Below are 25,810 nucleotides of genomic sequence, written 5' to 3'. Positions count from 1 at the left end.
CCAGGCGCGGGGCCGGCCGACGAACGGCATCCAACTACTCGGGGGCGTACGCGCCCATGGAGCGGGAGAGCTCAGCCACCATGCGAATCGGCGTCCTGACCAGCGGCGGCGACTGCCCCGGCCTCAACGCGGTGATCCGGTCCGTGGTGCACCGCGGCACCGACGTCCACGGTGACGAGATCATCGGCATCGAGGACGGATTCCTCGGCCTGATCGAGGGCCGCAGCCGGCCCGTCTCGCACGACGACGTCACCGGCCTGCTCACCCTCGGCGGCACCATCCTCGGCTCCGCCCGGGTCAAGCGGGAGCGGATCGACTGGGCCGTCCGGAACGCCCCGACGCTCGCCCGCAACCTCGGCATCGACGCCCTGATCGCGATCGGCGGCGAGGGCACGCTGACCGCCGCCAAGATGTTCAGCGAGGCCGGCCTGCCGGTGGTCGGGGTCCCCAAGACCATCGACAACGACATCGACGCCACCGACGTCACCTTCGGCTTCGACACCGCCGTCCACGTCGCCACCGAGGCCATCGACCGGCTGAAGACCACCGCCGAGTCGCACCAGCGGGTGATGGTGGTGGAGCTGATGGGCCGGCACACCGGCTGGATCACCCTCACCGCGGGCATGGCCGGCGGCGCCCACGGCATCCTGATCCCCGAGAAGCCCTTCGACATCGAGTCCATCGCCAGGATGGTCGAGGACCGCTTCGAGCGGGGCAAGAAGTTCGCCATCATCGCCGTCGCCGAGGGGGCCGCGCCGGCCGAGGGCACCATGCGCTTCGACCACGGCTCGGTCGACCAGTACGGGCACCAGACCTTCGGCGGCATCGGCACCCGGCTCGCCCACGAGCTGGAGGACCTGCTCGGCAAGGAGGCCCGCCCGGTCATCCTGGGCCACACCCAGCGCGGCGGCACGCCCACCGCCCGCGACCGGGTGCTCGCCACCCGCTTCGGCTGGCACGCCGTCGAAGCCGTCCACAAGGGCGCCTTCGGCCACTTCACCGCGCTGCGCCGGGGCGAGATCGAGCTGGTGCCGATCGCCGAGGCCGTCACCCGGCTGAAGACGGTCCCGGTGGACCGCTGGGCGGAGTCCGAAGCCATCCTCTGACCGGCGGCCGGCCCGAGCGGCCGGTTCGCCCGGTCCGGCCCGCCGGCTGCCGGACGGGCCCGCCACGCCGCAGGCCCTCCCGGGTAGGTTGTGGTCCATGGCTCTCCCGTCGCGCGGCCCCGTCGCCGCCCCTCCGCGTGTGCTCACCGTCGCCGGCTCCGACTCCGGCGGCGGCGCCGGAATCCAGGCCGACCTCAAGGCCATGCTCGCCCTCGGCGTGCACGGCATGAGCGTGATCACCGCCGTCACGGCGCAGAACTCGCTCGGCGTCCAGGGCTACTGGGAGCTGCCCGCCGAAGCCGTCCGGGCCCAGTTCCGCAGCGTCGTCGACGACATCGGGGTGCAGGCCGTGAAGACCGGCATGCTCGCCTCGATCGAGCTCGTCGAGACCGTCTCCGAACTGCTCACCGGCCTGGACGCGCCGGTGGTCGTCGACCCGGTCGGCGTCTCCAAGCACGGGGACGCGCTGCTCGCCGCCGAGGCCGTCAGCACCCTGAGGGACCGGCTGCTGCCGGTGGCCACCGTCGCCACGCCCAACCTGCACGAGGTGGCGCAGCTCACCGGGATCACCGTGCTGGGCCAGGGCGACATGGCGGACGCCGCGCGGGCCCTGCTGGACCTCGGCCCCCGCTGGGTGCTGGTCAAGGGCGGTCACCTGGAGGGCGAGGCGGCCGACCTGCTGTACGGCGGGCCGGGGGAGGAGCACTGGTACCGCGCGCCGCGCTACGACAACCGGCACACCCACGGCACCGGCTGCACGCTGGCCAGTGCCATCGCCGCCGAGCTCGCCAAGGGGCAGGAGATGCCCGAGGCGGTGGCCGCGGCCAAGGAGTACGTCACCGGGGCGATCGCGGCCGGCTTCGCGCTCGGCGCGGGCATCGGTCCGGTCGACCACGGCTGGCGGCTGCGCGGGGCCTGACCGGTCCGGAGTTCGTACCGGCGGCCGGGCGGGGGTCCGCCGCCCGGCCCCGGGGCCGGGCGGCGGCGCCGGGGCGGGCCGTGCACAGGCGCATCGGGACGCACGAACGCCGCCGGCCGGGGCGCAGGGCCGGGGCAGGCGGCGTTCATGGGCGGTCACCCGGCGGGGGCCGCCGGAAAACAGGAAGCCGATCCATCCGAGGAGGGATCGGCTTACTGGAGGACCGGCTTACCGGTCTGCGCGTCAGCGCGAGACCTTACCGGCCTTGATGCACGAGGTGCAGACGTTGAGCCGCTTCGGCGTCCGCCCGATCACAGCGCGCACCGTCTGAATGTTGGGGTTCCAACGACGAGGGGTGCGGCGGTGTGAGTGGGAGATGCTGTTGCCGAAGCCCGGCCCCTTGCCGCAGACGTCGCAGTTGGCAGCCACAGGAGTCACTCCAAGACTTCAGATCATTTACGTTCGAAAACCCCGGCTGAATCAACGGGCCACTCACGTGGACCGGACCGATTCAAAGGGTGAGCCTGGACTGTTCCAGGCAACCGGAAGAGCATACAACGCTTGCTCCCGTTCAACGAAACTACCACGTCCGGAGGGTTTACCCCGCCCCGGGCGCCGTCCGGCCCTCCCGCCGACCTGGGCGGCAAGGCCGCCCGAGGCCCGTCCGGCAGGGCTCCTGCCAGCCACGATCCCGGGCGGGCCCGGATAACCTGCCAGCATCGCCCCGCGCCGCCCGCCGTTCACCACCCACAGCCATGCGCGGCGTACACCCGGAGGAGACCTGGTGCTGCACACGCTCGACGCCCCGGCCGTGCGGACCTGGTGCCGGCTGGCCCTGCGCTCGCTCGGCCAGGCCCGCGAGGAGATCGACGCACTCAACGTCTACCCCGTACCGGACGGCGACACCGGCACCAACCTCTACCTGACCGTCGAATCGGCCGCCGCCGCGGTCGAGGACAGCTTCGCCGCCGCGGGCCGGGACGGCGCCCCCGACGCCGTCCCGGAGCTCGGCGACAGCGTGCGGGCGATGGCCCGGGGCGCCCTGCTCGGCGCCCGGGGCAACTCCGGCGTGATCCTCGCCCAGTGGCTGCGCGGCACGGCCGAGACCCTCGCCGCGGCCGGCGGCGGCGCCGAGCAGCTGCGTGCGGCCCTGCTGAAGGCTGCCGAATCCGCCTACCAGGCGGTCGCCGAACCGGTCGAGGGGACGCTGCTCACGGTGGCCGCCGCGGCCGCGCGGGAGGCCGACAAGGTCGGCGGCAGCCTCGCCCAGGTCGCCGACACCGCCTACCGGTCCGCCCGGCAGGCCCTGCTGCGCACCCCGCAGCAGCTCGCGGTGCTGGCCGACGCCGGGGTGGTCGACGCCGGCGGCCGCGGCCTGGTGGCCGTCCTCGGCGCGCTCGCCGACGCCGTCGCCGGCCACCACCCGATGGGCCCGGTGGCGCTCAGCCAGCCGCTGCCGCCGGTCGGCGCGGCGGTCCTGGCGGGCGACTGCGAGGGCCATGTCCGCCCGCCCGGCCCCGGTCACCCCGCCTTCGAGGTGATCTACCTGCTCGACGCCCCCGACGCCGAACTGCCCGTCCTGCGCGCCCGGCTCGCCGAGCTCGGCGACTCCCTGGTGGTCGGCGGCGGCGACGGACTGTGGAACGTCCATGTGCACGTGGACGACGCGGGCGCCGCCGTCGAGGCCGGCGTCCGGGCCGGCCGGCCGTACCGGATCCGGATCACGCACTTCGCCGAGGCCGCCGCCCGGGCCGGCGCCGCCGACCGTCGGGGCGAACGCGAGCCGCGGGCCCGGACGGTGCTCAGCGTGGTCAGCGGGGAGGGCCTCGCCGAACTCTGCGAACAGGCCGGCGCCGCCGTCCTGCACGCCGACCCGGACCGGCCGCCGGCCAGCGCCGAACTCGCCGAGGCGGTCCGCCGGGCCGGCGCCCGCGAGGTGATCCTGCTGCTCAACGACCCGGAGCTGCGGGCCGCCGCCGGCGCCGCCGCCGACCAGCTCCGCGAGGAGGGGGTGCGGATCGCCGTCCTGCCCACCCGCTCGCCGGTGCAGGGCCTGGCCGCCCTGGCGGTGCACGAGTCCTCCCGGCGCTTCGACGAGGACGTGGTCGCCATGACCTCGGCCGCCGGCGCCACCCGGTACGCCGAACTGGCCGTTGCCGAGGGGGAGTCCTGGACGATGGCCGGCGTCTGCCAGGCCGGCGACGTGCTCGGCCTGATCGACGGGGATGTCGCGGTGATCGGCGCCGACCTGGCCGGCACCGGGGAGACGGTACTCGCCCGGATGCTCGCGGCGGGCGGCGAACTGGTCACCCTGGTGCTCGGCGAGGGCGCCCCCCGGGGCCTCGCCGAGCAACTGGTGGCGCACGCCCGCCGGCAGCGTCCCGAGGTCGACGCGGTGGTCTTCGAGGGGGGCCAGGAGTGGGCGCCGCTGCTGATCGGGGTGGAGTGAGCCCGTGGGCGGGGTGGGGCGAACCCGCCCGCGGCGGCCTGGGCACCGGGTGAATGCGGCGCGCTGTCGGTGCCGTGGTGTCCAATAGGGCGTGATGGCCGATCTCACTCTCGACACGCCCCTGACCGCCGTGGTCGGCGACCGCACCGCGAAGGTGCTCGCCGACAGCCTCAAGCTGCGCACGGTCGGCGACCTGCTGCACCACTACCCGCGCCGGTACGCCGAACGCGGCCAGCTCACCAGCCTCGACGACCTGGAGATCGACGAGCACGTCACCGTGCTCGCCAGGATCGAGAAGGTGACCCTGATCCCGTTCAAGGGACGCAAGGGCGACCGGCTGGAGGTGGTGGTCACCGACGGGCGCGGGCGGCTCAGCCTGGTGTTCTTCAACCAGGGCTGGCGGCAGAAGGAGCTGCGGCCGGGCTCCCAGGGCCTGTTCGCCGGCAAGGTCGGCCAGTTCAACCGTACCCGCCAACTCGTCTCCCCCGACTATCAGTTGATGGACGAGGAGGCGGACACCTCGGCCGCCGCGGAGTTCGCCGGCCGGTTGATCCCGGTCTACCCGGCCAGCGCCAAGGCGCAGACCTGGACGGTCGGCCTGTGCGTGCGGACGGTCCTCGACACCCTCGCCGACGACGGCTGGAGCGGGGTCGGCGAGCCGCTGCCCGCCGAACTGCGCGAGAAGCACGGGCTGATCCCGCTCCCCGAGGCGCTCGAACTCATCCACCGCCCGCGCGGCCACGCCGACCGCGAGCGCGCCCAGAGCCGGCTGCGCTGGGACGAGGCGTTCGTGCTCCAGGTCGCGCTGGCCCAGCGCCGGGCGGCCGACTCCGCGCTGCCCGCGGTGCCCCGCCCGGAGCGGGCCGGCGGGCTGCTGGCGGCCTTCGACGCCCGGCTGCCCTTCACCCTCACCGACGGCCAGCAGAAGGTCTGCGGCGAGATCTTCGCCGACCTGGCCACCTCGCACCCGATGCACCGGCTGCTCCAGGGCGAGGTCGGCTCCGGCAAGACCCTGGTCGCGCTGCGCGCCATGCTCACCGTGGTCGACGCCGGCGGCCAGGCCGTCCTGCTCGCCCCCACCGAGGTGCTCGCCCAGCAGCACCACCGTTCGATCGTCGAGATGATGGGCGACCTCGCCGAGGGCGGCATGCTCGGCGGCGCCGACGTCGCCACCAAGGTGGTGCTGCTGACCGGCTCGATGGGCACCCCGGCCCGCCGCCAGACGCTGCTCGACATGGCCTGCGGCGACGCGGGCATCGCGATCGGCACCCATGCGCTGATCGAGGACAAGGTCCAGTTCCAGGACCTCGGCCTGGTCGTCGTCGACGAGCAGCACCGCTTCGGCGTCGAGCAGCGCGACGCCCTGCGCGCCAAGGGCGAACAGCCCCCGCACCTGCTGGTGATGACGGCCACCCCGATCCCGCGCACGGTCGCCATGACGGTCTTCGGCGACCTGGAGACCTCCGTGCTGGACCAGCTCCCGGCCGGCCGCTCGCCGATCTCCACCCATGTCGTGCCGGCCCTGGAGAAGCCCAACTTCCTGGCCCGCGCCTGGGAGCGGGTGCGCGAGGAGGTCGGCAAGGGCCACCAGGCGTACGTGGTCTGCCCGCGGATCGGCGACGAGGAGCCGGCCGACCCGAAGAAGAAGCGCAGGGCGATGCCCGACGACCCGGAGGACCTCGGCGCCGGCAGCGACGACCGGCGGCCCCCGCTGGCCGTGGTGGAGACCGCCGAGATGCTCGCCAAGGGGCCGCTGGCCGGCCTGCGGATCGAGATCCTGCACGGGCGGCTGCAGCCGGACGCCAAGGACGACGTGATGCGCCGCTTCGGGGCCGGCCAGGTCGACGTGCTGGTCGCCACTACCGTCATCGAGGTCGGCGTCAACGTTCCCAACTCCACCGCGATGGTCATCATGGACGCCGACCGGTTCGGCGTCTCCCAGCTCCACCAGCTGCGCGGCCGGGTCGGCCGGGGCAGCGCGCCGGGCCTGTGCCTGCTGGTCAGCGACATGCCCGGGGCCAGCCCGGCCCGCGCCCGCCTGGACGCGGTGGCCGGCACCCTGGACGGCTTCGAGCTCTCCCGGATCGACCTCGAACAGCGCCGGGAGGGCGACGTCCTGGGACAGGCCCAGTCCGGGGTGAAGTCCTCGCTCAAGGTGCTCTCGGTGCTGGAGGACGAGGAGGTCATCACGACCGCCCGGGCCGAGGCGGCCGCGCTGGTCGCCGTCGACCCCCGGCTGGAGGACCACCCGGACCTGCGCGCCGCGCTGGCCGGCCTGCTGGACGAGGACCGCGCGGAGTACCTGGAGAAGGGCTGACCGGTGCGGCCGGGGCCGCCGGGTGACGCATCAGCGGCGGAACCGCGCTTGAATGGGGGAGCCCCGCCGGCCGGCCGACGGGGCTCCGCCACGAAAGGACCCCCCACCCCATGACCCGCGTGATCGCCGGGACGGCCGGCGGCCGCCGCCTGGCCGTGCCGCCCGGCCGGAGCACCCGCCCGACCTCCGACAAGGCCCGCGAGGCCATGTTCTCCACCCTGGAGGCGCTGCGCGGCACCCTGCACGGGGCCCGGATGCTCGACCTGTTCGGCGGTTCGGGCGCGGTCGGCCTGGAGGCGCTGTCCCGCGGCGCGGAGCACGTCCTGCTGGTCGAGGCGGACGCCCAGGCCGCGAAGGTGATCCGGGAGAACGTACGGATCGTCAACCTGCCCGGCGCCGAGGTGCGGGCCGACCGGGCCGAGCGGGTGCTCGCCGGACGGGCCCCGGAGAGCGGCTACGACCTGGTCTTCCTCGACCCGCCGTACGCCGTCACGGACGACGAGGTGCGCGAGATGCTGATCACAATGAGCGCCGGGGGCTGGCTCGCGGAGGACGCACTCGTCACCGTGGAGCGCAGCACCAGGGGCGGTGGGTTCGGCTGGCCCGAGGGCTTCGAAGTGCTGCGCTCACGGCGGTACGGCGAAGGCACCCTCTGGTACGGTCGCGCCGCCGCCGAGACCCGGCAACACTCGTAGCCGGGCCACCACCCGCAGCACCGAACCCCACGAGGGAGCTCACGCCATGCGTCGCGCCGTCTGTCCCGGATCGTTCGACCCCATCACCAACGGTCACCTCGACATCATCGAGCGGGCCTCGAAGCTGTACGACGTGGTGCATGTCGCGGTGCTGATCAACCGGAACAAGCAGGGGCTGTTCACCGTCGAGGAGCGGATCGCGCTGATCGAGGAGACCTGCGGGCACTACGGCAACATCGAGGTGGAGTCGCACAGCGGCCTGCTGGTGGACTTCTGCCGCGACCGCGGGATCCCGGCCATCATCAAGGGGCTGCGGGCGGTCAGCGACTTCGACTACGAGCTGCAGATGGCGCAGATGAACCACGGTCTGACCGGTGTCGAGACGCTCTTCGTGCCCACCTCGCCGACCTACAGCTTCCTCTCCTCCAGCCTGGTCAAGGAGGTCGCCTCGTACGGCGGCGACGTCTCCCACCTGCTGCCTCAGGCGGTGCACGGCCGGCTGGTCGAGCGGATCGCGGAGCGCGCCGCGCAGTAGGCCCGGATGGTCCGTTTCTGCCGGTTCGTCACCAGCTGTCCCCCTCCCCGGCGGCCGGGCGGGCGCAGGCGTTGTGAGGTCCCGCCGCAGTGGCCGTACAGTCTGTATTCCTGCCCTGCGGTGAGGTGCACCGCGCCGGGCCTGCCTCCGCCGGACGTCGGCGGCACACGGAAAGACGAAGCCCCGTGGACGTGCAGAACAAGGTCGACCAGATCGTCGCGGCCGTCGAGAACGCCCGTGCGATGCCGATGTCGGCCTCCTGTGTGGTGAACCGTGCCGAGCTGGTCGGGCTGCTCCAGGACCTCCGCGCGGCCCTGCCCGCCGAGCTCGCGCACGCGCAGTCGGTGATGGCCGACCACGAGCAGGTGGTGGCCGACGCGGAGGCCGAGGCCGAGCGCATCATCCAGGGGGCGCACTCCGAGCGGGGGTCGCTCATCTCGGACACCGAGGTGGTCCGCCGGGCCCAGGCCGAGGCGGACCGCATCCTCGCCGAGGCCCGCGCCGAGGTGGAGACCAAGCGCGCCGAGGCCGACGACTACGTCGACAGCAAGCTGGCCAACTTCGAGGTGGTGCTCACCAAGACGCTCGGCGCGGTCGGCCGTGGCCGCACCAAGCTGCGCGGCGACTCCGGCGTCTTCGAGACGGACACCGACGGCGAGGGCGACGGCGAGGAGTTCCAGCCGCGGGTCAGCCCGAGCCCCGAGGTCGACGAGTACGTCGATGTGAAGCTCGCCACCCTGGAGACCGTCCTCAGCAAGACGCTGTCGGCCGTCGGCAAGGGCCGCGACAAGCTGCTCGGCAAGGCCCCGATCGACGACCTCGGCGCCTACCTGGCCGCCGCCGACCAGGCGCAGCAGCTCAAGGACCGCGCCGAGGCCGTGGCCGCCGGCTTCGCCGACAACTACGGCGACGGCACCGACGCCGACCAGGAGCCCTGGTACCGGGCCGACGTCCCGCAGCAGCAGAGCTGGCCCGAGCAGACCCCGGCCGCGGCGGGCTGGCAGGCCCCCGGCGAGGGCCAGTACGCGGCCGCCGCCCAGTACGGCGCGCCCGAGGGCACCCAGTACGCCGAGGTCTACGGGGGCGGCTTCGACCCCTCGGGCCAGGGCCAGCAGGACCCGTACGGCAACCAGTACGGCTACCAGCAGCAGCCCGGCTACCCCGGCCAGCAGCAGCCCCAGCAGGACGCCTGGGGCAACCCGGTGCCCGAGGCCGGCGGCTACCAGCAGCAGGGCGGCTACCCCGGGCAGGGCCAGGGCCCGCAGTACGACGCCTGGGGCAACCCGGTGCCGGCCGCGGGCGGCTACCCGCAGGGCGGCCAGCCGCAGCTGCCGCAGCAGGCCTCCGGACAGCAGCCCGGCCTGGACGAGACCAGCTTCTTCGACACCAGCATGATCGACATGACCAGGCTGCGGGAGCTCGGCGGCCGCTGACGTCGCCCGGCCGGCCCGGTACGGGCCGGCCGAAGGGCGTGAAGTTGGGCCTGGCCGGAGTGTCCGGTAGTCTGACCACTCCGGCCTGCTCGTGCCGGGGTAGTCCGGCTGCCCGCGCATCGTTGAGACGCGCAGCACCGCACGCCGTACGAACCACCCGCGCCACGCAGCACGCGTGCCGCCTCAGGAAGTCAGGACACCTTGAACCGCCTCGACCACCGCGACCCCCTCGTGTTCGACACGCACGAGCTCGGACGTCGCCCCGGATCGCTGCGCAAGGTGACCCGCACCCTGGAGGCCCCCGAGGGGCTGGGCATCATCGACGTGATCGGTGTGCCCGAGAAGAGCGAGATCGCGTTGGAGCTCCGTCTGGAGTCCGTGGTCGAGGGCGTCCTCGTCACGGGCACCGCCGAGGCCAAGGTCGAGGGCGAGTGCGTGCGCTGCCTGGAGCCGGTCGAGGACGGGATCGACGTCGAGTTCCAGGAGCTGTTCTACTACCCGGAGTCCGACGAGAAGGGGCGCGGCCGCATCCCCGCCGCCGCCGACGAGCTCGACGAGGACGACGACGAAGAGACTTACCGCTTGGAGGGCGATTACTTCGACCTCCAGCCGGTGCTGCGTGACGCGGTGGTGCTTGCACTGCCGCTGCAGCCGGTGTGCCAGGAAGACTGCCTGGGCCTGTGCTCCGAATGCGGAGCGCGCCTGAGTGACGACCCGGACCACCACCACGAGGCCGCCGACCCCCGGTGGGCGGCTCTGCAGGGACTCTCCGCCGCCCACGGCGACGAGGGTGACGGAATCAAGACCAGCGACACCCGTGAGGGTGGAGCCGAGAACCAGGAGAAGTAGCCGTGGCTGTTCCGAAGCGGAAGATGTCGCGCAGCAACACGCGCCACCGCCGGTCCAACTGGAAGGCCGTTGTCCCCGCCCTCGTGGCGTGCGACCGCTGCCACGAGCCGAAGCTGGGTCACATCGCGTGCCCGAGCTGCGGCACGTACAACCGTCGCCAGGTCCTCTCGGTCTGATCGGCGGGGTGCACGGATCGATGTCGGATAGCAACTCAACCCGCAAGCAGGCTTCTGCCAACGGAAGCAAGGGCGGCGGGCCGGCTTCGACCGAATACGACGTCCTGGAAGGGCGCCTCGGGTACACACTCGAGCGCGCCCTTCTGGTGCGTGCCCTGACCCACCGCAGCTACGCCTACGAGAACGGCGGGCTGCCCACCAACGAGCGCCTGGAGTTCCTCGGCGACTCGGTGCTGGGTCTGGTGGTGACGGACACCCTCTACCGCGTCCACCCGGACGTGCCCGAGGGAACGCTCGCCAAGCTTCGCGCCGCGGTGGTCAACTCCCGCGCGCTCGCGGAGGTCGGCCGGGGCCTCGAACTCGGTACCTTCATCCGGCTCGGCAAGGGCGAGGAGGGAACCGGTGGCCGTGACAAGTCGTCGATCCTCGCCGACACCGTCGAAGCCGTGATCGGTGCCGTCTACCTGGACCAGGGCCTGGAGGCGGCGACCGCCTTCGTCCACGGCCTGTTCGACCCGCTGATCGAGGAGTCCTCTCAGCTCGGGGCCGGACTGGACTGGAAGACCAGCCTTCAGGAGCTCACCGCGGCAGCCGGCATCGGCGTCCCCGAGTACGTCATCGAGGAATCCGGCCCGGACCACGAGAAGACCTTCACCGCCGCCGCCCGGGTGGCCGGTCAGGACTTCGGCAGCGGCGTCGGACGTTCGAAGAAGGAAGCCGAACAGAAGGCCGCCGAGAGCGCCTGGCGCGCGATCAAGGCCAAGTACGCGGACAGCCTCCCCGGCGACAAGGCCTGAGGCCGGCAGGGAGCAGCCCGCCTGCTCCCGGTGGTGGAACAGCGGAGGCGTCGAAGTGCCCGAACTTCCCGAGGTGGAGGTCGTCCGGCGCGGACTGGCCAACTGGGTGGCCGGCCGGACCGTCGAGGACGTCCAGGTGCTGCATGCGCGCGCCGTCCGCCGCCAGCCGGCCGGGGCCGCGGACTTCGCCGCCCGGCTGACCGGGACGACCCTCGGCTCCGCCCGGCGCCGGGGCAAGTACCTCTGGGTGCCGCTGCAGGGCGGCCGGGGCGCGGCCGGCGGCGGGTTCTCGCTGATCGGCCACCTCGGGATGAGCGGCCAGCTCCTCGTCCAGGACCCTTCGGTACCGGACGAGACCCACCTGCGGGTCCGGCTGCGGTTCACCGACGGCGGGCGCGAACTGCGCTTCGTCGACCAGCGGACCTTCGGCGGCCTCGCGGTCGAGGAGGCCGAGGACGGCGACCCCGAGGGCACGCCGCTCTCCATCGCGCACATCGCCCGTGACCCGCTCGACCCGCGCTTCGACGACGAGGCCTTCGTCACCGCGCTGCGCGCCAAGCGCACCACGGTCAAGCGGGCCCTGCTCCACCAGACGCTGATCAGCGGGGTCGGCAACATCTACGCCGACGAGGCGCTCTGGCGCGCCAAGCTGCACTACGACCGCCCCACCGCCGGCCTGACCCGTCCGCAGGGCGCGCTGCTGCTCGGGCACGCCCGCGAGGTGATGAACGCGGCCCTGGCGGTCGGCGGCACCAGCTTCGACAGCCTCTACGTCAACGTGAACGGCGAGAGCGGCTACTTCTCCCGCGACCTGGACGCCTACGGCCGCGAGGGCGAGCCCTGCGGCCGCTGCGGCACCCCGATCCGCCGGGCGGCCTGGATGAACCGTTCCAGCTACTTCTGCCCGCGCTGCCAGCGGATCCCCCGCCCGCGCTGAGCGGCGCCGGGGGTGGCAGCTGCTGCGGCGCAGCGCCACCTGCCCCGGGCGGGGCCCGGACCGGGAGCTGTCGGCCCCGGCCCGGACCGGCTCACTTCTTGGTCAGCTCGGCGGGCTGCGGGTCCTCGCTGAGGTCCTGTTCGCTCTGGCCGAAGTAGGCGACGCCGACGGCCGAGGTCACCGCCAGGACGAAGCCGATCGCGGCCAGCCAGCCGAGGCCGTCCCGCGAGGAGTCGCCGAGCCAGATCACGCCCACCACGCCCGGCACCACCGTCTCGCCGACCACCAGGGCGGCGGTCGCGCCGTTCACCGAGCCGATCTGCAGGGCGATGGTGTGCAGGTACATCCCGCCGAGACCGCCGATCAGGATCGCGTAGAGCGCGGGGTCGCTGAGCAGCGTGCCGAGGGCGAACGGGTCCAGCCCGTCCAGGATCCGCACACCCACGCCGAGCGCGCCGAACCCCAGACCCGAGAGCAGGCCGGCCACGATCGCGCCGCCCGCGCCGAGCCGGCGCACCACCAGGCTGCCGCCGGCGATCAGCACGACCGAGGCGCCCAACAGCCACCAGTGGAAGGACATCGCGACGTGGTGGCCGCCCTCCGGGCCGGCCGCCACCGCCAGCAGGATCAGCGCCGCGCAGAGTACCGCGATCGAGGCCCACTCCGGGCGCTTGAGCCGGATCCCCAGCAGCTTGATGCTCAGCAGCGCCGTGATCACCAGGTTGGCGCTGATGATGGTCTGGGACAGGAACAGCGGGAGCAGCCTGGCGGCCAGCGCGCCCAGCCCGAAGCCGATCAGGTCGAGCACCGTTCCGAGGATGAACTCCCAGGTCACGGCGGCCTTGGCGGTGGAGGTCAGGTTCGGTCCGCCGTGCTCGGTGACCCCGGCCATCCGGCCCTTGGCGGCGGCCTCCTCCCGTGCGGAGCGGCGGGAACCGACGGCCTGGAGAACGGAGCCGGTGCCGTAGCAGACCGAGGCTCCGACGGCGGTCACGAGGCCGAGGATCACCACATGCTCCGATCGGTGGGGAAGGCGCGTGAGCGCGAAGGGTGGCGGCAGGCACCACTATGCCCGCTCCGGGCGGTCCGGATGCGACCGCCCAGCGCGACAGACGTGCAGCGTGCGGCCGGGGTTCCCGATCACCGGGCCGAGCCGGCCGGGGAGCCGAGGATCATCCCCGAGGATGGCGCCGGACCCCGACGAAAGGCAGGGACGCCCGGCCGGCCGGCGGACCCTCCGGCGTCGCCGGGAGCGGTAGCGTCGAAGGCATGAGAACTTCCGCTCGACGCTCCCGGGCGGGCGCGCCCGCCGCCCTGCTGGCGGTGCTGCTCGGGCTGCTGCTCCTGCTGGCCCCGGCCGCCTCGGCCGCCGGCGGCCTGGACGCGGCGGCGTCGGCCCTGAAGCAGAACCAGGTGTACGTCGACCCGGCGATGACCGGCAGGTTCAGCCAGGCCCAGGCCGACGCGCTGGCCGCGAAGATCAAGGCCGCCGACAAGCCGATCTTCGTCGCGGTGCTCCCCGCCACCGACGAGTTCGCGTCGGCCGACCTGTTCACCGACCTCCGGACCAAGGTCGGCGTCGTCGGCACCTACGCGATCTGGCGCGGTGACCGGTTCGCCGCCCGCTCGGACCCGGCGGCGCTCTCCGGCGCGGCCGCCGGCCGGATCGCCGGCGCGGCCTTCCGCTCCCACCCGGACGACGTCGACGGCACCCTCACCGACTTCGTCGACCAGGCCTCCTCTCAGGTCAAGGGGCACGGGGTGGCCTCCGCCGGCAGCGGCCTGTCGGCCGCCGCGGTGGTCGTCCCGCTGGCGCTGCTGGCGCTGGCCGGCGGCGGGGTGTTCCTGCTGCTGCGACGCTCCAGGAAGCGCCAGGAGGAGCAGCGCCGGGCCGAGCTCGAGCAGCTGCGGGTGGTCGTGGACGAGGACATCACCGCCTTCGGGGAGGAGCTCGACCGGCTCGACTTCAGCCCCGGCGCGCCCGACGCGGACGACGAGCAGCGCACCGACTACGCGCATGCGCTGGACTGCTACGACCGGGCCAAGGGCACCATGGACGCGGCCACCGGCCCGGCGGACGTCCGGCCGGTCACCGAGACCCTGGAGGACGGCCGGTTCGCGCTCGCCACCCTGGCGGCCCGGCGCGGGAAGCTGCCGCTGCCCGAGCGCCGGCCGCCGTGCTTCTTCGACCCCCGGCACGGCCCGTCCGTGCGGGACGCCGACTGGGCGCCGGCCGGCGGGGCCGACCGGACCGTCCCGGTGTGCGCGGCGGACGCGGCCCGGCTGGAGGACGGCCGGGACCCGGACATCCGGACGGTGCCGACCGCCCAGGGCCCGCAGCCGTACTGGAACGCCGGGCCGGCCTACGGCCCGTGGGCGGGCGGCTACTTCGGCGGGTACGGCGGCGGTCTGCTGCCCGGCCTGCTGGTCGGCACCATGCTCGGCTCGGCGATGGGCGGCGGGCAGGCCTGGGCGGCCGACGGGGGCGGCTACCAGGGCGGTGACTCGTCCGGTGCCGATTTCGACCCCGGTGACTTCGGCGGGTTCGACGGTGGCGGCGGCGGGGACTTCGGTGGCGGCGGGGACTTCGGCGGCGGTTTCTGACCCGCGAGGGCGTGGGGCCGTCCGAGGCCGCACCGGGCGGCGGCGGGGGCCGCCCGCCGGATCAGAACCGGATCAGAAGCCGAAGTCCTGCGTCCACCAGGGGCCGCCGGAGCCGGTGTGGACACCCACGCCGAGCTTGGTGAACTGGCAGTTCAGGATGTTGGCGCGGTGGCCCGGGCTGTTCATCCAGGCGGTCATCACGGCCTCGGGGGTGGCCTGGCCGCGGGCGATGTTCTCGCCCCCGAGGTTGCTGATGCCGACGGCCTTGGCACGGTCCCACGGGGTGTGGCCGTCCGGGTCGGTGTGGTCGAAGAACCCGCGTGCGGCCATGTCGTCGCTGAAGGCCTTGGCGAGCGCGTCCAGGCGGGTGTCCGCGGTCACCGGCGCGCAGCCGGCCGCCTTGCGCTCGTCGTTCACCAGGGCGAGCACGGCGGCGGCGGGGTTGGCCGCCTTGGTGCTCGGGCTCGCGGTGGCGGTGGGCGTGGCCGTCGCGGTGGGGCTCGGCCTGGGCGCCGGCGTGGTGGCGGCCGGGCTGCTCGGCGCCGCGGTCGCGCCGGGGGCGCTCGCACTGGGCGAGGCGAGCGGCGAGCGGGCCTCGCCGCGGTCGGCGGCCGGGGAGGCGTCGTCCCGGGTCGGCCCGGCGCTCGGGGACGGCGCCGCGGTGTCCGCCGCACCGGTCGGGGAGGCACCGGGGGAGGAGTTGCCGGGCGTACCGGTGCCGCCGGGGGACAGCGCCTCCAGGGGCGCGTCACCGGCCACCACCGCGGCGTCGGGGGCCGGCAGGACGCCGCTCACCACACCGCCCGCGCCTGCGGCGAGCGCCGTGGCGCAGATCGCCAGCAGTCCGCCGGTACGGCGCCGGCGCTTCTGCTGGGCGGCCGCCCTGGCCTGTCGCCGGCCCGCGCGTCCGGCGGGCTGCTCGTCCTCGGCCGGTCGCGCGCCGCGTGCGTGTCGTGCCATCGCGCTGAACCCCTCCCGAAACTGTGAGCGATCGGTGAGGACTCTAGGGCATGGCGGCAGTGACAGGAGAGGAAGGGCGGAGAAGGAGAGGTGTGGGAGGGGTGAAACCGCCCGGGACGGTCACCCGGCGCTACGGATAGGCTCGCAACCATGCATGGTCGTGACAGCAACGAGCCCGTCCGGGCCACCGTCTGGGTGCGGGGCAGGGTGCAGCAGGTCGGCTTCCGCTGGTGGACCCGTGCCCGGGCGCTGGAGATCGGCCTGACCGGCTATGCGAGCAATCTCGGCGACGGCCGGGTGCAGGTGGTGGCCGAGGGGCTGCCGGCCGACTGCGAACAGCTCCTCGCACTGCTGCGCGGCCCGGACACGCCCGGCGCGGTCACCGGGGTCACGGAGATCTGGACGGTCACCGGCGAGGGCTACGACAGCTTCGCGATCCGCTGATCGCACCGGTCGGGAGATCGTACCGATCACTTGGGTCACCCGTCCGGAGCACGCCCTCAGCAGGCCGGAGGCCGAAGTTGCGGGTGCTTCGGCAACGGCCGGTGTCGTGCGGTTGCCATCTGGGCAGACTCGTGGTTGACTCCGCATCGAGCAGTGATCCACCGGAGGTCGGTGGGTCCGCCCCAGACCGCCCGCAGGGCCGCCCGGCGTGACAGTTCCGCCGTGCAGGTGACAGGGCCGTCGTAGCTTGCGGTGATCGTGTTGACCCGTTCCGTCTTTGGTGAGACGCTGGAAGCCCGCGCACACGACCGCGTTTTCCCGGTAGGCGCATGCCCCTGTGAGTCCAGCTCACAGTGGTTGTTCCGTAGTGCCCAGCCAGCACTGCCGGTGGCGCGACGCGCGTGCGTCTTCCCTTCCCCCTAGACCCATACCGCACAGGTTCGGTCACTCAGCGTGGAGGACCACTCATCATGGCAAAGGCGCTTCTCGGGTACGTCGGCGGCCCCGACCCGCGAATGCTCTCCGAGATGCGACGGCTTCAGCAGCGCGTCCAGGACCTGGAGTCCGAGCTCATTCGGATGCAGGCCGAGAACGACGCTCTGATCGCCGTCGCGGACGAGCACTCGCTGCTCAGCAGCATCGATCTGGATCAGCGCGAGCCGGCACTCACCTGATCATCGCCGTACCCTCGTCGATCGACGCTGTTGTGCACTGAGCTCCCGTAAGGGACGCAGCTTGCGAGGGACGCCCTGACCGGCGTCCCTTCGTCGTCCTCGACACCCTTTGCCGACCATGCTGCCCTCCTCCGCACGCCTGAAACCCTCCCCGCACCACAGCCGGATACAGTCGCAGACCGGGGGGTCGGGCGAGTGTGGAGGAGAGCCGGCGCGTGCACCTGAAGAGTCTGACCCTGCGCGGCTTCAAGTCCTTCGCCTCCGCCACCACCCTCCGCTTCGAACCCGGCATCACCTGCGTGGTCGGGCCGAACGGCTCCGGCAAGTCCAACGTGGTGGACGCGCTGTCCTGGGTGATGGGCGAGCAGGGCGCCAAATCCCTGCGCGGCGGCAAGATGGAGGACGTCATCTTCGCCGGGACCAGCGGGCGCAGCCCGCTCGGCCGGGCCGAGGTCAGCCTCACCATCGACAACACCGACGGCGCGCTGCCCATCGACTACACCGAGGTGACCATCACCCGGACGATGTTCCGCAACGGCGGCAGCGAGTACGCGCTCAACGGTGACACCTGCCGGCTGCTGGACATCCAGGAACTGCTCTCCGACTCCGGCATCGGCCGCGAGATGCACGTCATCGTCGGGCAGGGCCGGCTGGACTCCGTCCTGCAGGCCGACCCGACGGGCCGCCGGGCCTTCATCGAGGAGGCCGCCGGCGTCCTCAAACACCGCAAGCGCAAGGAGAAGGCGCTGCGCAAACTGGACGCGATGCAGGTCAACCTCAACCGCGTCCAGGACCTGGTCGCCGAACTGCGCCGCCAGCTGGGCCCGCTGGGACGCCAGGCGAAGATCGCCCGGCGGGCGGCCGGCATCCAGGCCGATCTGCGCGACGCCCGGCTGCGCCTGCTCGCGGACGACCTCACCGGCCTGCGGCGCGCCGTCGAGGCCGAGATCGCGGACGAACTCGCGCTGCGCCTGCGGCGCTCCACCGTCGAGCAGGAACTCGCCCGCGCCCTGCAGCGCGAGGCCGTGCTGGAGGCCCAGGTCGAGCAGCTGGGCCCGCGGCTGGAGGCCGCCCGGCAGACCTGGTACCAGCTCTCCGCGCTGACCGAACGGGCCAGGGGCACCATCGGCCTGGCCGAGGCCCGGGCCCGGCACGCCGAGGCGAGCGGGCAGGCCGAGGAGCGGCGCGGCCGCGACCCCCAGGAGCTGGAGCGCGAGGCCGAGCAGGTCCGGGAGGAGGAGGCCGCGCTCGCCGAGGCGCTGGAGGAGGCCCGCTACGCGCTGGCCGAGGCGGTCGAGACCCGCGCCGCGCTGGAACGCGAACTCGGCGAGGAGCAGCGCCGCCTGAAGGCGGCCGCGCGCGCCGTCGCGGATCGCCGCGAGGGCCTGGCCCGGCTGCAGGGGCAGACCGCCGCGGCCCGCTCCAGGGCCGCCGGCGCGGAGGCCGAGATCGGGCGGCTCGCCCAGGCCAGGGACGAGGCGCTCGTCCGGGCCGCGGCCGCCGACCAGGAGTTCCGCGAGCTCCAGGAGCAGGTCGACGAACTCGCCCGGGGCGACGAGGAGCTGGAGGACGCCCACCAGGAGGCCCGGGCCCGTCTCGCCGCGATCGACCGCGAGCTCGCGGACGCCCGGGAGACGGCGGGCGCCGCCGACCGTGAGCGGGCCGCGACCACCGCCCGCCGGGACGCGCTGGCCCTCGGCCTGCGGCGCAAGGACGGCAGCGGCGCCCTGCTCGCCGCCGGGGGAGGGGCGGTGGGGGTGCTCGGGCCGGCGGCCGCCCTGCTGAAGCCCGAACCGGGGTACGAGGTCGCGATCGCGGCCGCCCTCGGCGCCGCGGCGGACGCGATCGCCGTGGACGGGGTCGAGGCGGCCGTCCGGGCCCTGGACCTCCTGCGGGCCGAGGACGCCGGCCGGGCCGCCCTGCTGATCGCCGACCGGCCGGACCACCCCGGGCCGGACCAGCTGTCCGACGTCTCCCCGGACGTCCTCCCGGCCGAACTGCCGGCCGGCGCCCGCCGGGCCGCGGACCTGGTGACGGCGCCCCCCGGTCTGCGGCCGGCCGTCCGGCGGCTGCTGGCGGCCGCCGTGGTCGTCACCGGCCTCGACCAGGCCCGGCAACTCATCCAGGACCATCCGGAGTTGACGGCCTTCACCGTCGACGGCGACCAGCTCGGCGCCCGCTTCGCGCAGGGCGGCGCGGCCGGCGCGCCGAGCCTGCTGGAGACCCAGGCGGCCGTCGACGAGGCCGACCGGGCGATCGAGGAACTCACCGGCCGCTGCGCCCTGCTGGGCACGCGACTCGGTGACCTGACCACCCGGCGGGCCGGCGCCGCGGCCGAGGTGGAACAGCTCGCCCTCCGCGCACGGCAGGGCCAGAAGGAACGGGCCCAGGTCGCCGGCGCCCTCGGCCGGCTCGGCGGCCAGGCCAGAGCCGCCGCCGGCGAGGCCGAACGGCTCGCCGCGGCGGCCGCCCGGGCCGAGGAGGGGCTGGAGCAGGCCGCCGCTGCCGCGGAGGAACTCGCCGGGCGGCTGGCGACGGCCGAGCAGTCGGCCGAGGCGGACGACCATGAGCCCGACACCGACGAACAGGACCGGCTCGCCGAGGCGGCCGGCCAGGCCCGGCAGGCCGAACTGGAGACCCGGCTCGCCGTCCGCACCCACGAGGAGCGCGTCCGGGCCCTGGCCGGCCGGGCCGACCAGCTGGACCGCTCCGCCGGCGCCGAGCGGGAGGCCCGGGCCCGGGCCGCGGCCCGGCGGGAGCGGGCCCGGCACGAGTGCGCCGTGGCGGTCGCGGTCGCGGCCGGCACCCGGCAGCTGCTGGCCTGCCTGGAGATCTCGCTCGCCAGGGCCGCCGCCGAACGCGACGAGGCCGAGCAGGCCCGCGCCGCCCGGGAGAGCGAACTGCGCACCGGCCGCGAGCACGGCCGGGAACTCAAGGCCGAACTCGACAAGCTGGTCGACGCCGGCCACCGGGACGAGGTGCTCCGCGCCGAGAAGCGGCTGCGGATCGAGCAGCTGGAGGCCAAGGCCCTGGAGGAGTTCGGCATCGAGGCCGAGGAACTGCTCACCAGCCACGGGCCGGGCGTACCCGTGCCGCCCGGTGTCCCCGAGGAGGGGCAGGAGCCGGGGGAGCCCCGGCCGTACGTCCGGGCGGAGCAGGAGAAGCGGCTGCGGGCCGCCGAGCGCGCGTACCAGCAGCTGGGGAAGGTCAACCCGCTGGCGCTGGAGGAGTTCGCGGCCCTGGAGGAGCGCCACCAGTTCCTCGGCGAGCAGCTGGACGACCTCAAGCGCAGCCGGCGCGACCTGATGGAGATCGTCAAGGACGTGGACGCCAGGGTCGAGCAGCTGTTCACCGCCGCGTACCACGACACGGCCGCGCAGTTCGAGGGCGTCTTCTCCCGACTGTTCCCCGGCGGGGAGGGGCGGCTGGTGCTGACCGACCCCGACAACATGCTGACCACCGGCGTCGAGGTGGAGGCCCGCCCGCCGGGCAAGAAGGTCAAGCGGCTGTCGTTGCTCTCGGGCGGCGAGCGCTCCCTGACGGCCGTCGCCCTGCTGGTCTCGATCTTCAAGGCGCGGCCGAGCCCCTTCTACGTGATGGACGAGGTCGAGGCGGCGCTCGACGAGACCAACCTGCGGCGGCTGATCGCGATCATGGAGGAGCTGCGGGAGAGCTCCCAGCTCATCGTGATCACGCACCAGAAGCTCACCATGGAGTGCGCCGACGCGCTCTACGGCGTCACCATGAAGGGCGACGGCATCTCGCAGGTGATCAGCCAGCGGCTGCGGGCGGTCCCGCCTCCCGGCCGTGGGACCGGGGGAGAGCGCCACGAGCGGGGGGCCGCCGCGCCCCGGCCGGCCCGGGTGACGGCCGGGGAGTCCTGAGGCCGCCCCGGACGGGGCCGGTGATCGCCGGCCCCGGTGTCGACCGCGGTGGGCCCGGGGGAGCGGGGTGTCCGTCCGCGCGGAGACGGGCCCGTCGCTCCGGGGACGCGGAGCCGGGTGGGTACCGTCCGGAGCCCCCGCCCGCCGTGCGGGGACCGGGGGCCCGCCCGTGCTGGGCCCGCCGGGTGATCCACGAGCCGGCCCGGCCGCCGGGGCCGGGCATGTGCCGCTTCCAGGAGCCCGTCGCGGATACTGGGAGGGTTGTGACTCCTCCCCCTCGCCCGCGAGGGGGGCTGCGCACTCAGCCGCCCGACGAGGTCGGGCCGGCCGGCCACGACCGCCGCCGAGGGGCGGTGGTCAAGCAGTGAAGCGGCGGCGCTCCGGCCCGCCGGGCGAAGGATCACCAGCACTCCCGGCCTCACGGACGGGCACCCAGCGAAGGAGTTTGATGTGGAATTCGTGATCCTTGCCGTGGTCATCGCGGTGGCCGTCATCGGCACGATCGCGGGCCTCGTCGTCAGCGGGAGGCGACGCAAGGAGCTGCCGCCGCAGGCGTCGGCACCGGTCATCACGGCGCCGAAGGCCCCGGCCGAGCCCGAGCCCGAACCCCAGGTGGGGGACGAGGCGGCGCCACCGGTCGAGGTCCCGGTCCAGACCGTCGAGGAGGTCGAGCTCCCGCCGGTCGCCGAGATCGAGGCACCGCCGGCCCTCGAAGTCCCCGAGCCGACCGCCGGCCGCCTGGTCCGGCTGCGCTCGCGGCTCTCCCGCTCGCAGAACTCGCTCGGGAAGGGCCTGCTCACGCTGCTCTCCCGGGAGCGGCTCGACGAGGACACCTGGGAGGAGATCGAGGAGACCCTGCTGATTGCCGACGTCGGCGTGAAGCCCACCCAGGAGCTGGTCGACCGGCTGCGGACCCGGGTCAAGGTGCTCGGCACCCGCACGCCCGCCGAGCTGCGCGGCCTGCTCCAGGAGGAGCTGGTCCAGCTGATCGGCGCGGACACCGACCGCACCCTGCACACCGCCCGGCACGAGGACGGCCGCCCGGCCGTCGTCCTGGTGGTCGGCGTCAACGGGGTCGGCAAGACCACCACCTCCGGCAAGCTCGGCCGGGTCCTGGTGGCCGACGGCCGCAAGGTCGTCCTGGGCGCGGCCGACACCTTCCGGGCCGCGGCCGCCGACCAGCTGCAGACCTGGGGCGAGCGGGTCGGCGCACGGACCGTCCGCGGGCCCGAGGGCGGCGACCCGGCCTCGGTCGCGTTCGACGCCGTCAAGGAGGGCATCGCCGAGGGCGCCGACACCGTCCTGGTGGACACCGCGGGGCGGCTGCACACCAAGACCGGCCTGATGGACGAGCTGGGCAAGGTCAAGCGGGTCGTCGAGAAGCACGGCCCGGTCGACGAGGTGCTGCTCGTCCTGGACGCCACCACCGGCCAGAACGGCCTGGTGCAGGCCCGGGTCTTCGCCGAGGTGGTCGACATCACCGGCATCGTGCTGACCAAGCTGGACGGCACCGCCAAGGGCGGCATCGTGATCGCCGTCCAGCGCGAGCTGGGCGTCCCGGTCAAGCTGATCGGACTCGGCGAGGGCGCGGACGACCTGGCGCCCTTCGAGCCGGCCGCGTTCGTCGACGCGCTGATCGGCGACTGACCGAGCGGCGACCGACCGACGACCGACACCGCGGCGGCGCGGACGGCCCGGTGGGCCGGAGCGCCGCGGCAGGGGCCGCTTTCCCGGAGGACCGGGGGAGCGGCCCTTCGTCGTCCCCCGGGGGGGGCGGGGCGGGGGGTGCCGCCGCCGGGGCGCGGCCGGCCTCGTCAGGTCCGGAGCGGCTCCGGCAGTACGGCAGCTCCGGTGTTCGGGCGGGCCGGGCGGTGCGGGCGGTGCGGGCAGGTCAGGAGGCGAGCCAGGCGGGCTCGGAGCTGCGCTCGCGGCTGCGGTGGCAGGCGTACGCGAGCGTGCCGAGCAGCAGCCGGGCCTCCGGCGGACAGCCGGCGTTGTCCCGGGTGGGGCGGCGCAGCCAGCGGACCGGGCCGAGGCCGTCGAGGACGGTCGGGGGCGCGGCGACGTAGCCGCCCTCGCCGTGGCAGGCCAGGTCGAGCGCGGCGTCGTCCCAGCCCATCCGGTAGAGCAGGTCGGGCAGCCGGCGGGCGGCACCGGCCGCGACCAGGAACTGCAGGCGGCCGGTCGGCGGGGCCAGCACCGGGCCGACCTGGGTGCCCATCCGCTCCAGCCGGACCAGGGCCTGCAGGCCGGCCTGCTCGGGCACGTCCAGCACGTCGAAGGCCCGCCCGGTGGGGAGGAGGACGGCGCCCGCGGGGCCGGGGCGCCAGTCCGCCCGCGGCCCGTCCGCCCGCGGCCCGGCCGGGGGGGCCGGGATCGGGTGGCCCGGGGCGGGGGCGCCGGCGGCGACCGCCCAGCCCCAGCGTCCGGTGTACTCCGCCGCTGCCTGGAACGCCGCCGCCTGGAACGCGGTGGCGCGGGTGCGGCGCCGGGTACCGCGCGGTACGAGCCGCAGGTGTCCCAGCCGAAGATCGCCGAACAGGTTGTCCATGCCTCCCCCAACAGGTTCTCGTTGCCGGTGGTTACGGGATCGTGACGTCGTGTGGATCGTCCGATGTGGTGCGAGTGGTGCGGGGACGGCGCGCAGCGGTCGGCGTGCGCCCGTTCGTGCGGCGCGATCCCGGGGTCGCCTTGCGGCGGCCGGTGCGGATGCCGGATCGTCGGGGGCGAGCGCGCCCCCGAGGTGCACCGGGGCGGCAAACTCGCCTGGGGCTGCTGGTGATTGCCGTGCTGATCGGGATATCACGGGTGACTTGGCGGTCCGCATATGCCGGGCGGGCCGGAGTACCAGTGAAGCGTGTGCGGACTGCGCACAGTTCACTCGTGGGGGTGGCGAAAGGTGGCGTTTCCCCGGCGATGCTCCCCCGGATGGTCGAAAGAGCGTTACGTTCAGCTCGCCGAGCACGACGGGATGTCCGCTCCGGCCCCTCCGGGGGCGGGAGTTGGGAGTCCGGTGGCCGGCGCGAGGTGCTTGAACACCAGTACGACAGCGCATGAGCAGGACAATCGGACGAGCACGGCGGCACACCAGTACGACCGCACCGGGTGAGACAGCATCCGGTGCGGGAACAGCGGTACGAGCGAGCACCTCGGCGGTACGAACAGGTACGGCACGTCTAGGAATCGCCCGCGACCGTCGGGCATCACGAGCGGGGCCCCGTGGGCGGGGCCGGGCGGGATGGGGACGTTCCCATGGCAGAGAAGCAACCCAACGAGAAGCTGGCCTCGTGGTTCGGCCGAAGCGGCTGGTCCAAGGGCGAGTTGGCCCGGCAGGTCAACCGCCGGGCGCGCCAGATCGGCGCTCACCACGTCTCCACCGACACCTCACGGGTGCGTCGCTGGCTCGACGGTGAACAACCCCGCGAACCCATTCCGAAGATCATGTCCGAGCTCTTCTCCGAGCGTTTCGGCTCGGTGGTCTCGATCGAGGACCTCGGCCTGCGGGCGATCGTGCCCGTCTCCACCGTGGGCGGCGGCGTCGACCTGCCCTGGAGCGCCCCGCAGACCGTCCAGCTGATCAGCGAGTACTCGCGCAGCGACCTGATGCTCAACCGGCGCGGATTCCTGGGCACTTCGCTCGCCCTGACGGCCGGCGCCGCGCTGATCGAACCGATGCAGCGCTGGCTGACCCCCGGCCCCGGCGGAGCCCCCACCCCGATCCTGGCCGCCGCCAACGGCGGCGAGCCGTTCAGCGGCCGGCTGTCCGAGCCCGAACTGGAACTGCTGGAGCAGACCACGGTCATGTTCCGTCAGTGGGACGCCCAGAACGGCGGCGGCCTGCGCCGCAAGGCCGTGGTCGGCCAGCTGCACGAGGTCACCGACCTGCTGCAGGAGAGCTACCCCGAGCAGACCACCCGGCGGCTGTTCCGGCTCACCGCCGAACTCGCCCATCTCGCGGGCTGGATGTCCTACGACGTCGGCATGCACCCCAGCGCGCAGAAGTACTACGTGCTCGCGCTGCACGCCGCCAAGGAGGCCGGCGACCGCCCGTTCGGCGCGCTCATCCTCACCGACATGAGCCGGCAGATGATCCACCTCAACCGCGGCGAGGACGCCCTGGAGCTGATCCACCTCGCCCAGTACGGCAGCCGCGACACCGCCACCCCCAAGCAGCAGTCCCTGCTGTACGCGATGGAGGCCCGCGCCTACTCGACGATCGGCGAGGTCAACCGCTGCGCCCGGGCCGTCCGGCTGGCGGAGGACACCTTCACCGACATCCGTGAGGGCGACAACGACCCGGACTGGCTGAAGTTCTTCTCGGCCGCCGAGCTCAACGCCGAGAACGCGCACTCCTACCGCGACCTCGCCTACCACTCCAGCCGCAGCGACCTGTACGCCTCGATGGCCGCGCCGGTGATGGAGCGCGCGGTCGACCTGTTCCGCCAGGACGACGACCACGTCCGCTCGTACGCCTTCAACCTGGTCGGCATGGCCAGCGTCCACCTGCTGCAGAACGAGCCCGAGCAGGCCGCGGTGATGGCGGAGCAGGCGGTGGACATCGCCACCAAGGTGCGCTCGGAGCGGCTCAACACCCGGGTCCGCAAGACCTCGGAGGCGGCCAACCGCACCTTCAAGGGCGTGCCCGGGGTCAGTCGGCTGGCGGACCGGGTGATCCAGGAGATCCCGGAGTTCGCCTCGGCGGTCTGACCCGCCCGGGCCCGGCGCCGCCGGGCCCGCCCCGCTCGGGGCTGTCGAGTCCGGTGTCGTCCGCCCGGCCACGTCCCCCCGACCCGTCCGCCCCGGCCGACCCGTCCCCCCGACCCGCCCGCCCCGGCCGACCCGCCCGCCCGGCGCCGTTGCCCCGGGCGGGCGGGTCGCGTTCGGCACCGGTACGCGCCGCGACCGCAGAGTTCCGGCCATCGGGACTCGTCCCGAGCCCTGCGCCACCGGCCGTTCAAGCCCCGATCTCCACGGTCGGTGATCGTTTGGGTACTCCGGGTGCTGTGCGGCCGTACAGTAGCCCATCTTCTG

The 25,810-nt window shown here is 74.1% G+C and carries 21 protein-coding genes; 17 read left to right on the top strand and 4 right to left on the bottom strand.

The window, feature by feature from the left end; translation table 11 throughout:
* Positions 1-80: 80 nt before the first annotated feature.
* Positions 81-1,106: a 6-phosphofructokinase gene (locus tag OG689_RS15325; RefSeq protein ID WP_266320880.1), complete on the top strand. Its 1,026-nt coding sequence runs from the start codon at positions 81-83 to the stop codon at positions 1,104-1,106.
* 97 nt (positions 1,107-1,203) lie between these two features.
* Positions 1,204-2,025 (top strand): bifunctional hydroxymethylpyrimidine kinase/phosphomethylpyrimidine kinase, encoded by an 822-nt coding sequence (gene thiD / locus OG689_RS15320; RefSeq protein ID WP_266320878.1) that lies wholly within the window; start codon positions 1,204-1,206, stop codon positions 2,023-2,025.
* Positions 2,026-2,268: 243 nt separating this feature from the next.
* On the opposite strand, the gene rpmB is transcribed toward thiD, so the two are convergent.
* Positions 2,269-2,454: a 50S ribosomal protein L28 gene (gene rpmB, locus OG689_RS15315; RefSeq protein ID WP_014138233.1), complete on the bottom strand. Its 186-nt coding sequence runs from the start codon at positions 2,452-2,454 to the stop codon at positions 2,269-2,271.
* A 355-nt stretch (positions 2,455-2,809) separates the two neighbouring features.
* On the opposite strand from rpmB, the gene OG689_RS15310 reads away from it, so the two are divergent.
* The 9 genes from OG689_RS15310 to mutM all read left to right on the top strand — a co-directional run bounded on the left by OG689_RS15310 (position 2,810) and on the right by mutM (position 12,213).
* The gene (locus OG689_RS15310) at positions 2,810-4,474 is read left to right on the top strand and encodes a DAK2 domain-containing protein (RefSeq protein WP_266320873.1); all 1,665 of its coding nucleotides are present in this window, start codon (positions 2,810-2,812) and stop codon (positions 4,472-4,474) included.
* Between the two features lie 94 nt (positions 4,475-4,568).
* Positions 4,569-6,791, top strand: a complete 2,223-nt coding sequence (recG, locus tag OG689_RS15305) for an ATP-dependent DNA helicase RecG (RefSeq protein WP_266320871.1) — start codon at positions 4,569-4,571, stop codon at positions 6,789-6,791.
* A gap of 110 nt (positions 6,792-6,901) precedes the next feature.
* Positions 6,902-7,486, top strand: a complete 585-nt coding sequence (rsmD, locus tag OG689_RS15300) for a 16S rRNA (guanine(966)-N(2))-methyltransferase RsmD (RefSeq protein WP_266320869.1) — start codon at positions 6,902-6,904, stop codon at positions 7,484-7,486.
* 46 nt (positions 7,487-7,532) lie between these two features.
* Complete coding sequence (gene coaD, locus OG689_RS15295; protein WP_266320867.1) at positions 7,533-8,021, top strand: pantetheine-phosphate adenylyltransferase; 489 nt, start codon at positions 7,533-7,535, stop codon at positions 8,019-8,021.
* 185 nt (positions 8,022-8,206) lie between these two features.
* Positions 8,207-9,454 (top strand): ATP synthase F0 subunit B, encoded by a 1,248-nt coding sequence (locus OG689_RS15290; RefSeq protein WP_266320865.1) that lies wholly within the window; start codon positions 8,207-8,209, stop codon positions 9,452-9,454.
* Between the two features lie 201 nt (positions 9,455-9,655).
* Positions 9,656-10,303: a DUF177 domain-containing protein gene (locus OG689_RS15285; protein ID WP_266320864.1), complete on the top strand. Its 648-nt coding sequence runs from the start codon at positions 9,656-9,658 to the stop codon at positions 10,301-10,303.
* Between the two features lie 2 nt (positions 10,304-10,305).
* Positions 10,306-10,479, top strand: coding sequence for a 50S ribosomal protein L32 (gene rpmF / locus OG689_RS15280; protein ID WP_030056747.1), 174 nt, complete (start codon positions 10,306-10,308; stop codon positions 10,477-10,479).
* A 20-nt stretch (positions 10,480-10,499) separates the two neighbouring features.
* Positions 10,500-11,276, top strand: coding sequence for a ribonuclease III (rnc, locus tag OG689_RS15275; protein WP_266320862.1), 777 nt, complete (start codon positions 10,500-10,502; stop codon positions 11,274-11,276).
* A 55-nt stretch (positions 11,277-11,331) separates the two neighbouring features.
* Positions 11,332-12,213 (top strand): bifunctional DNA-formamidopyrimidine glycosylase/DNA-(apurinic or apyrimidinic site) lyase, encoded by an 882-nt coding sequence (gene mutM / locus OG689_RS15270; RefSeq protein ID WP_266320861.1) that lies wholly within the window; start codon positions 11,332-11,334, stop codon positions 12,211-12,213.
* 91 nt (positions 12,214-12,304) lie between these two features.
* Here the strand turns inward: mutM and OG689_RS15265 are convergent, their stop codons facing one another.
* On the bottom strand, positions 12,305-13,222 hold the full coding sequence (locus OG689_RS15265; protein WP_266320859.1) for a hypothetical protein: 918 nt from the start codon (positions 13,220-13,222) through the stop codon (positions 12,305-12,307).
* A 260-nt stretch (positions 13,223-13,482) separates the two neighbouring features.
* Between OG689_RS15265 and OG689_RS15260 the strand changes: the two genes are divergently transcribed.
* Complete coding sequence (locus OG689_RS15260; RefSeq protein ID WP_266320857.1) at positions 13,483-14,817, top strand: hypothetical protein; 1,335 nt, start codon at positions 13,483-13,485, stop codon at positions 14,815-14,817.
* Between the two features lie 72 nt (positions 14,818-14,889).
* Here the strand turns inward: OG689_RS15260 and OG689_RS15255 are convergent, their stop codons facing one another.
* Positions 14,890-15,777 (bottom strand): CAP domain-containing protein, encoded by an 888-nt coding sequence (locus tag OG689_RS15255; protein ID WP_266320856.1) that lies wholly within the window; start codon positions 15,775-15,777, stop codon positions 14,890-14,892.
* 150 nt (positions 15,778-15,927) lie between these two features.
* Here OG689_RS15255 and OG689_RS15250 point away from each other — a divergent pair, with 150 nt between their 5' ends.
* From OG689_RS15250 to ftsY, 4 genes are all read left to right on the top strand, one after another.
* The gene (locus tag OG689_RS15250) at positions 15,928-16,221 is read left to right on the top strand and encodes an acylphosphatase (RefSeq protein WP_266320855.1); all 294 of its coding nucleotides are present in this window, start codon (positions 15,928-15,930) and stop codon (positions 16,219-16,221) included.
* Positions 16,222-16,691: 470 nt separating this feature from the next.
* Positions 16,692-16,895 carry a hypothetical protein gene (locus OG689_RS15245; RefSeq protein ID WP_073925999.1) on the top strand — a complete coding sequence of 68 codons (204 nt, stop codon included), beginning with the start codon at positions 16,692-16,694 and terminating at the stop codon, positions 16,893-16,895.
* A gap of 215 nt (positions 16,896-17,110) precedes the next feature.
* Positions 17,111-20,779 (top strand): chromosome segregation protein SMC, encoded by a 3,669-nt coding sequence (gene smc, locus OG689_RS15240; protein ID WP_266320853.1) that lies wholly within the window; start codon positions 17,111-17,113, stop codon positions 20,777-20,779.
* Between the two features lie 450 nt (positions 20,780-21,229).
* On the top strand, positions 21,230-22,426 hold the full coding sequence (gene ftsY / locus OG689_RS15235; protein ID WP_266320851.1) for a signal recognition particle-docking protein FtsY: 1,197 nt from the start codon (positions 21,230-21,232) through the stop codon (positions 22,424-22,426).
* Between the two features lie 244 nt (positions 22,427-22,670).
* Here ftsY and OG689_RS15230 read toward each other — a convergent pair whose 3' ends face one another.
* The gene (locus tag OG689_RS15230; RefSeq protein ID WP_266320849.1) at positions 22,671-23,330 is read right to left on the bottom strand and encodes a bifunctional DNA primase/polymerase; all 660 of its coding nucleotides are present in this window, start codon (positions 23,328-23,330) and stop codon (positions 22,671-22,673) included.
* Between the two features lie 701 nt (positions 23,331-24,031).
* Here OG689_RS15230 and OG689_RS15225 point away from each other — a divergent pair.
* On the top strand, positions 24,032-25,486 hold the full coding sequence (locus OG689_RS15225; RefSeq protein ID WP_266320848.1) for a hypothetical protein: 1,455 nt from the start codon (positions 24,032-24,034) through the stop codon (positions 25,484-25,486).
* The last annotated feature ends 324 nt before the right edge of the window (positions 25,487-25,810 follow it).

This window comes from Kitasatospora sp. NBC_00240 (assembly GCF_026342405.1).
Lineage (GTDB): Bacteria > Actinomycetota > Actinomycetes > Streptomycetales > Streptomycetaceae > Kitasatospora.
The sequence above is the reverse complement of the archived record's forward strand: the minus strand, read 5'-3'. Positions and strand labels throughout refer to the sequence as shown.

What these genes read in the sequence shown, in the direction of transcription:
- rsmD (WP_266320869.1), top strand. Translation starts at nt 6,902, where the DNA reads ATGACCCGCGTGATCGCCGGGACGGCCGGCGGCCGCCGCCTGGCCGTG.
- OG689_RS15325 (WP_266320880.1), top strand. Translation starts at nt 81, where the DNA reads ATGCGAATCGGCGTCCTGACCAGCGGCGGCGACTGCCCCGGCCTCAAC.
- OG689_RS15255 (WP_266320856.1), bottom strand. Translation starts at nt 15,777, where the DNA reads ATGGCACGACACGCACGCGGCGCGCGACCGGCCGAGGACGAGCAGCCC.
- recG (WP_266320871.1), top strand. Translation starts at nt 4,569, where the DNA reads ATGGCCGATCTCACTCTCGACACGCCCCTGACCGCCGTGGTCGGCGAC.
- OG689_RS15245 (WP_073925999.1), top strand. Translation starts at nt 16,692, where the DNA reads ATGGCAAAGGCGCTTCTCGGGTACGTCGGCGGCCCCGACCCGCGAATG.
- OG689_RS15260 (WP_266320857.1), top strand. Translation starts at nt 13,483, where the DNA reads ATGAGAACTTCCGCTCGACGCTCCCGGGCGGGCGCGCCCGCCGCCCTG.
- rnc (WP_266320862.1), top strand. Translation starts at nt 10,500, where the DNA reads ATGTCGGATAGCAACTCAACCCGCAAGCAGGCTTCTGCCAACGGAAGC.
- coaD (WP_266320867.1), top strand. Translation starts at nt 7,533, where the DNA reads ATGCGTCGCGCCGTCTGTCCCGGATCGTTCGACCCCATCACCAACGGT.
- OG689_RS15225 (WP_266320848.1), top strand. Translation starts at nt 24,032, where the DNA reads ATGGCAGAGAAGCAACCCAACGAGAAGCTGGCCTCGTGGTTCGGCCGA.
- thiD (WP_266320878.1), top strand. Translation starts at nt 1,204, where the DNA reads ATGGCTCTCCCGTCGCGCGGCCCCGTCGCCGCCCCTCCGCGTGTGCTC.
- OG689_RS15230 (WP_266320849.1), bottom strand. Translation starts at nt 23,330, where the DNA reads ATGGACAACCTGTTCGGCGATCTTCGGCTGGGACACCTGCGGCTCGTA.
- OG689_RS15250 (WP_266320855.1), top strand. Translation starts at nt 15,928, where the DNA reads ATGCATGGTCGTGACAGCAACGAGCCCGTCCGGGCCACCGTCTGGGTG.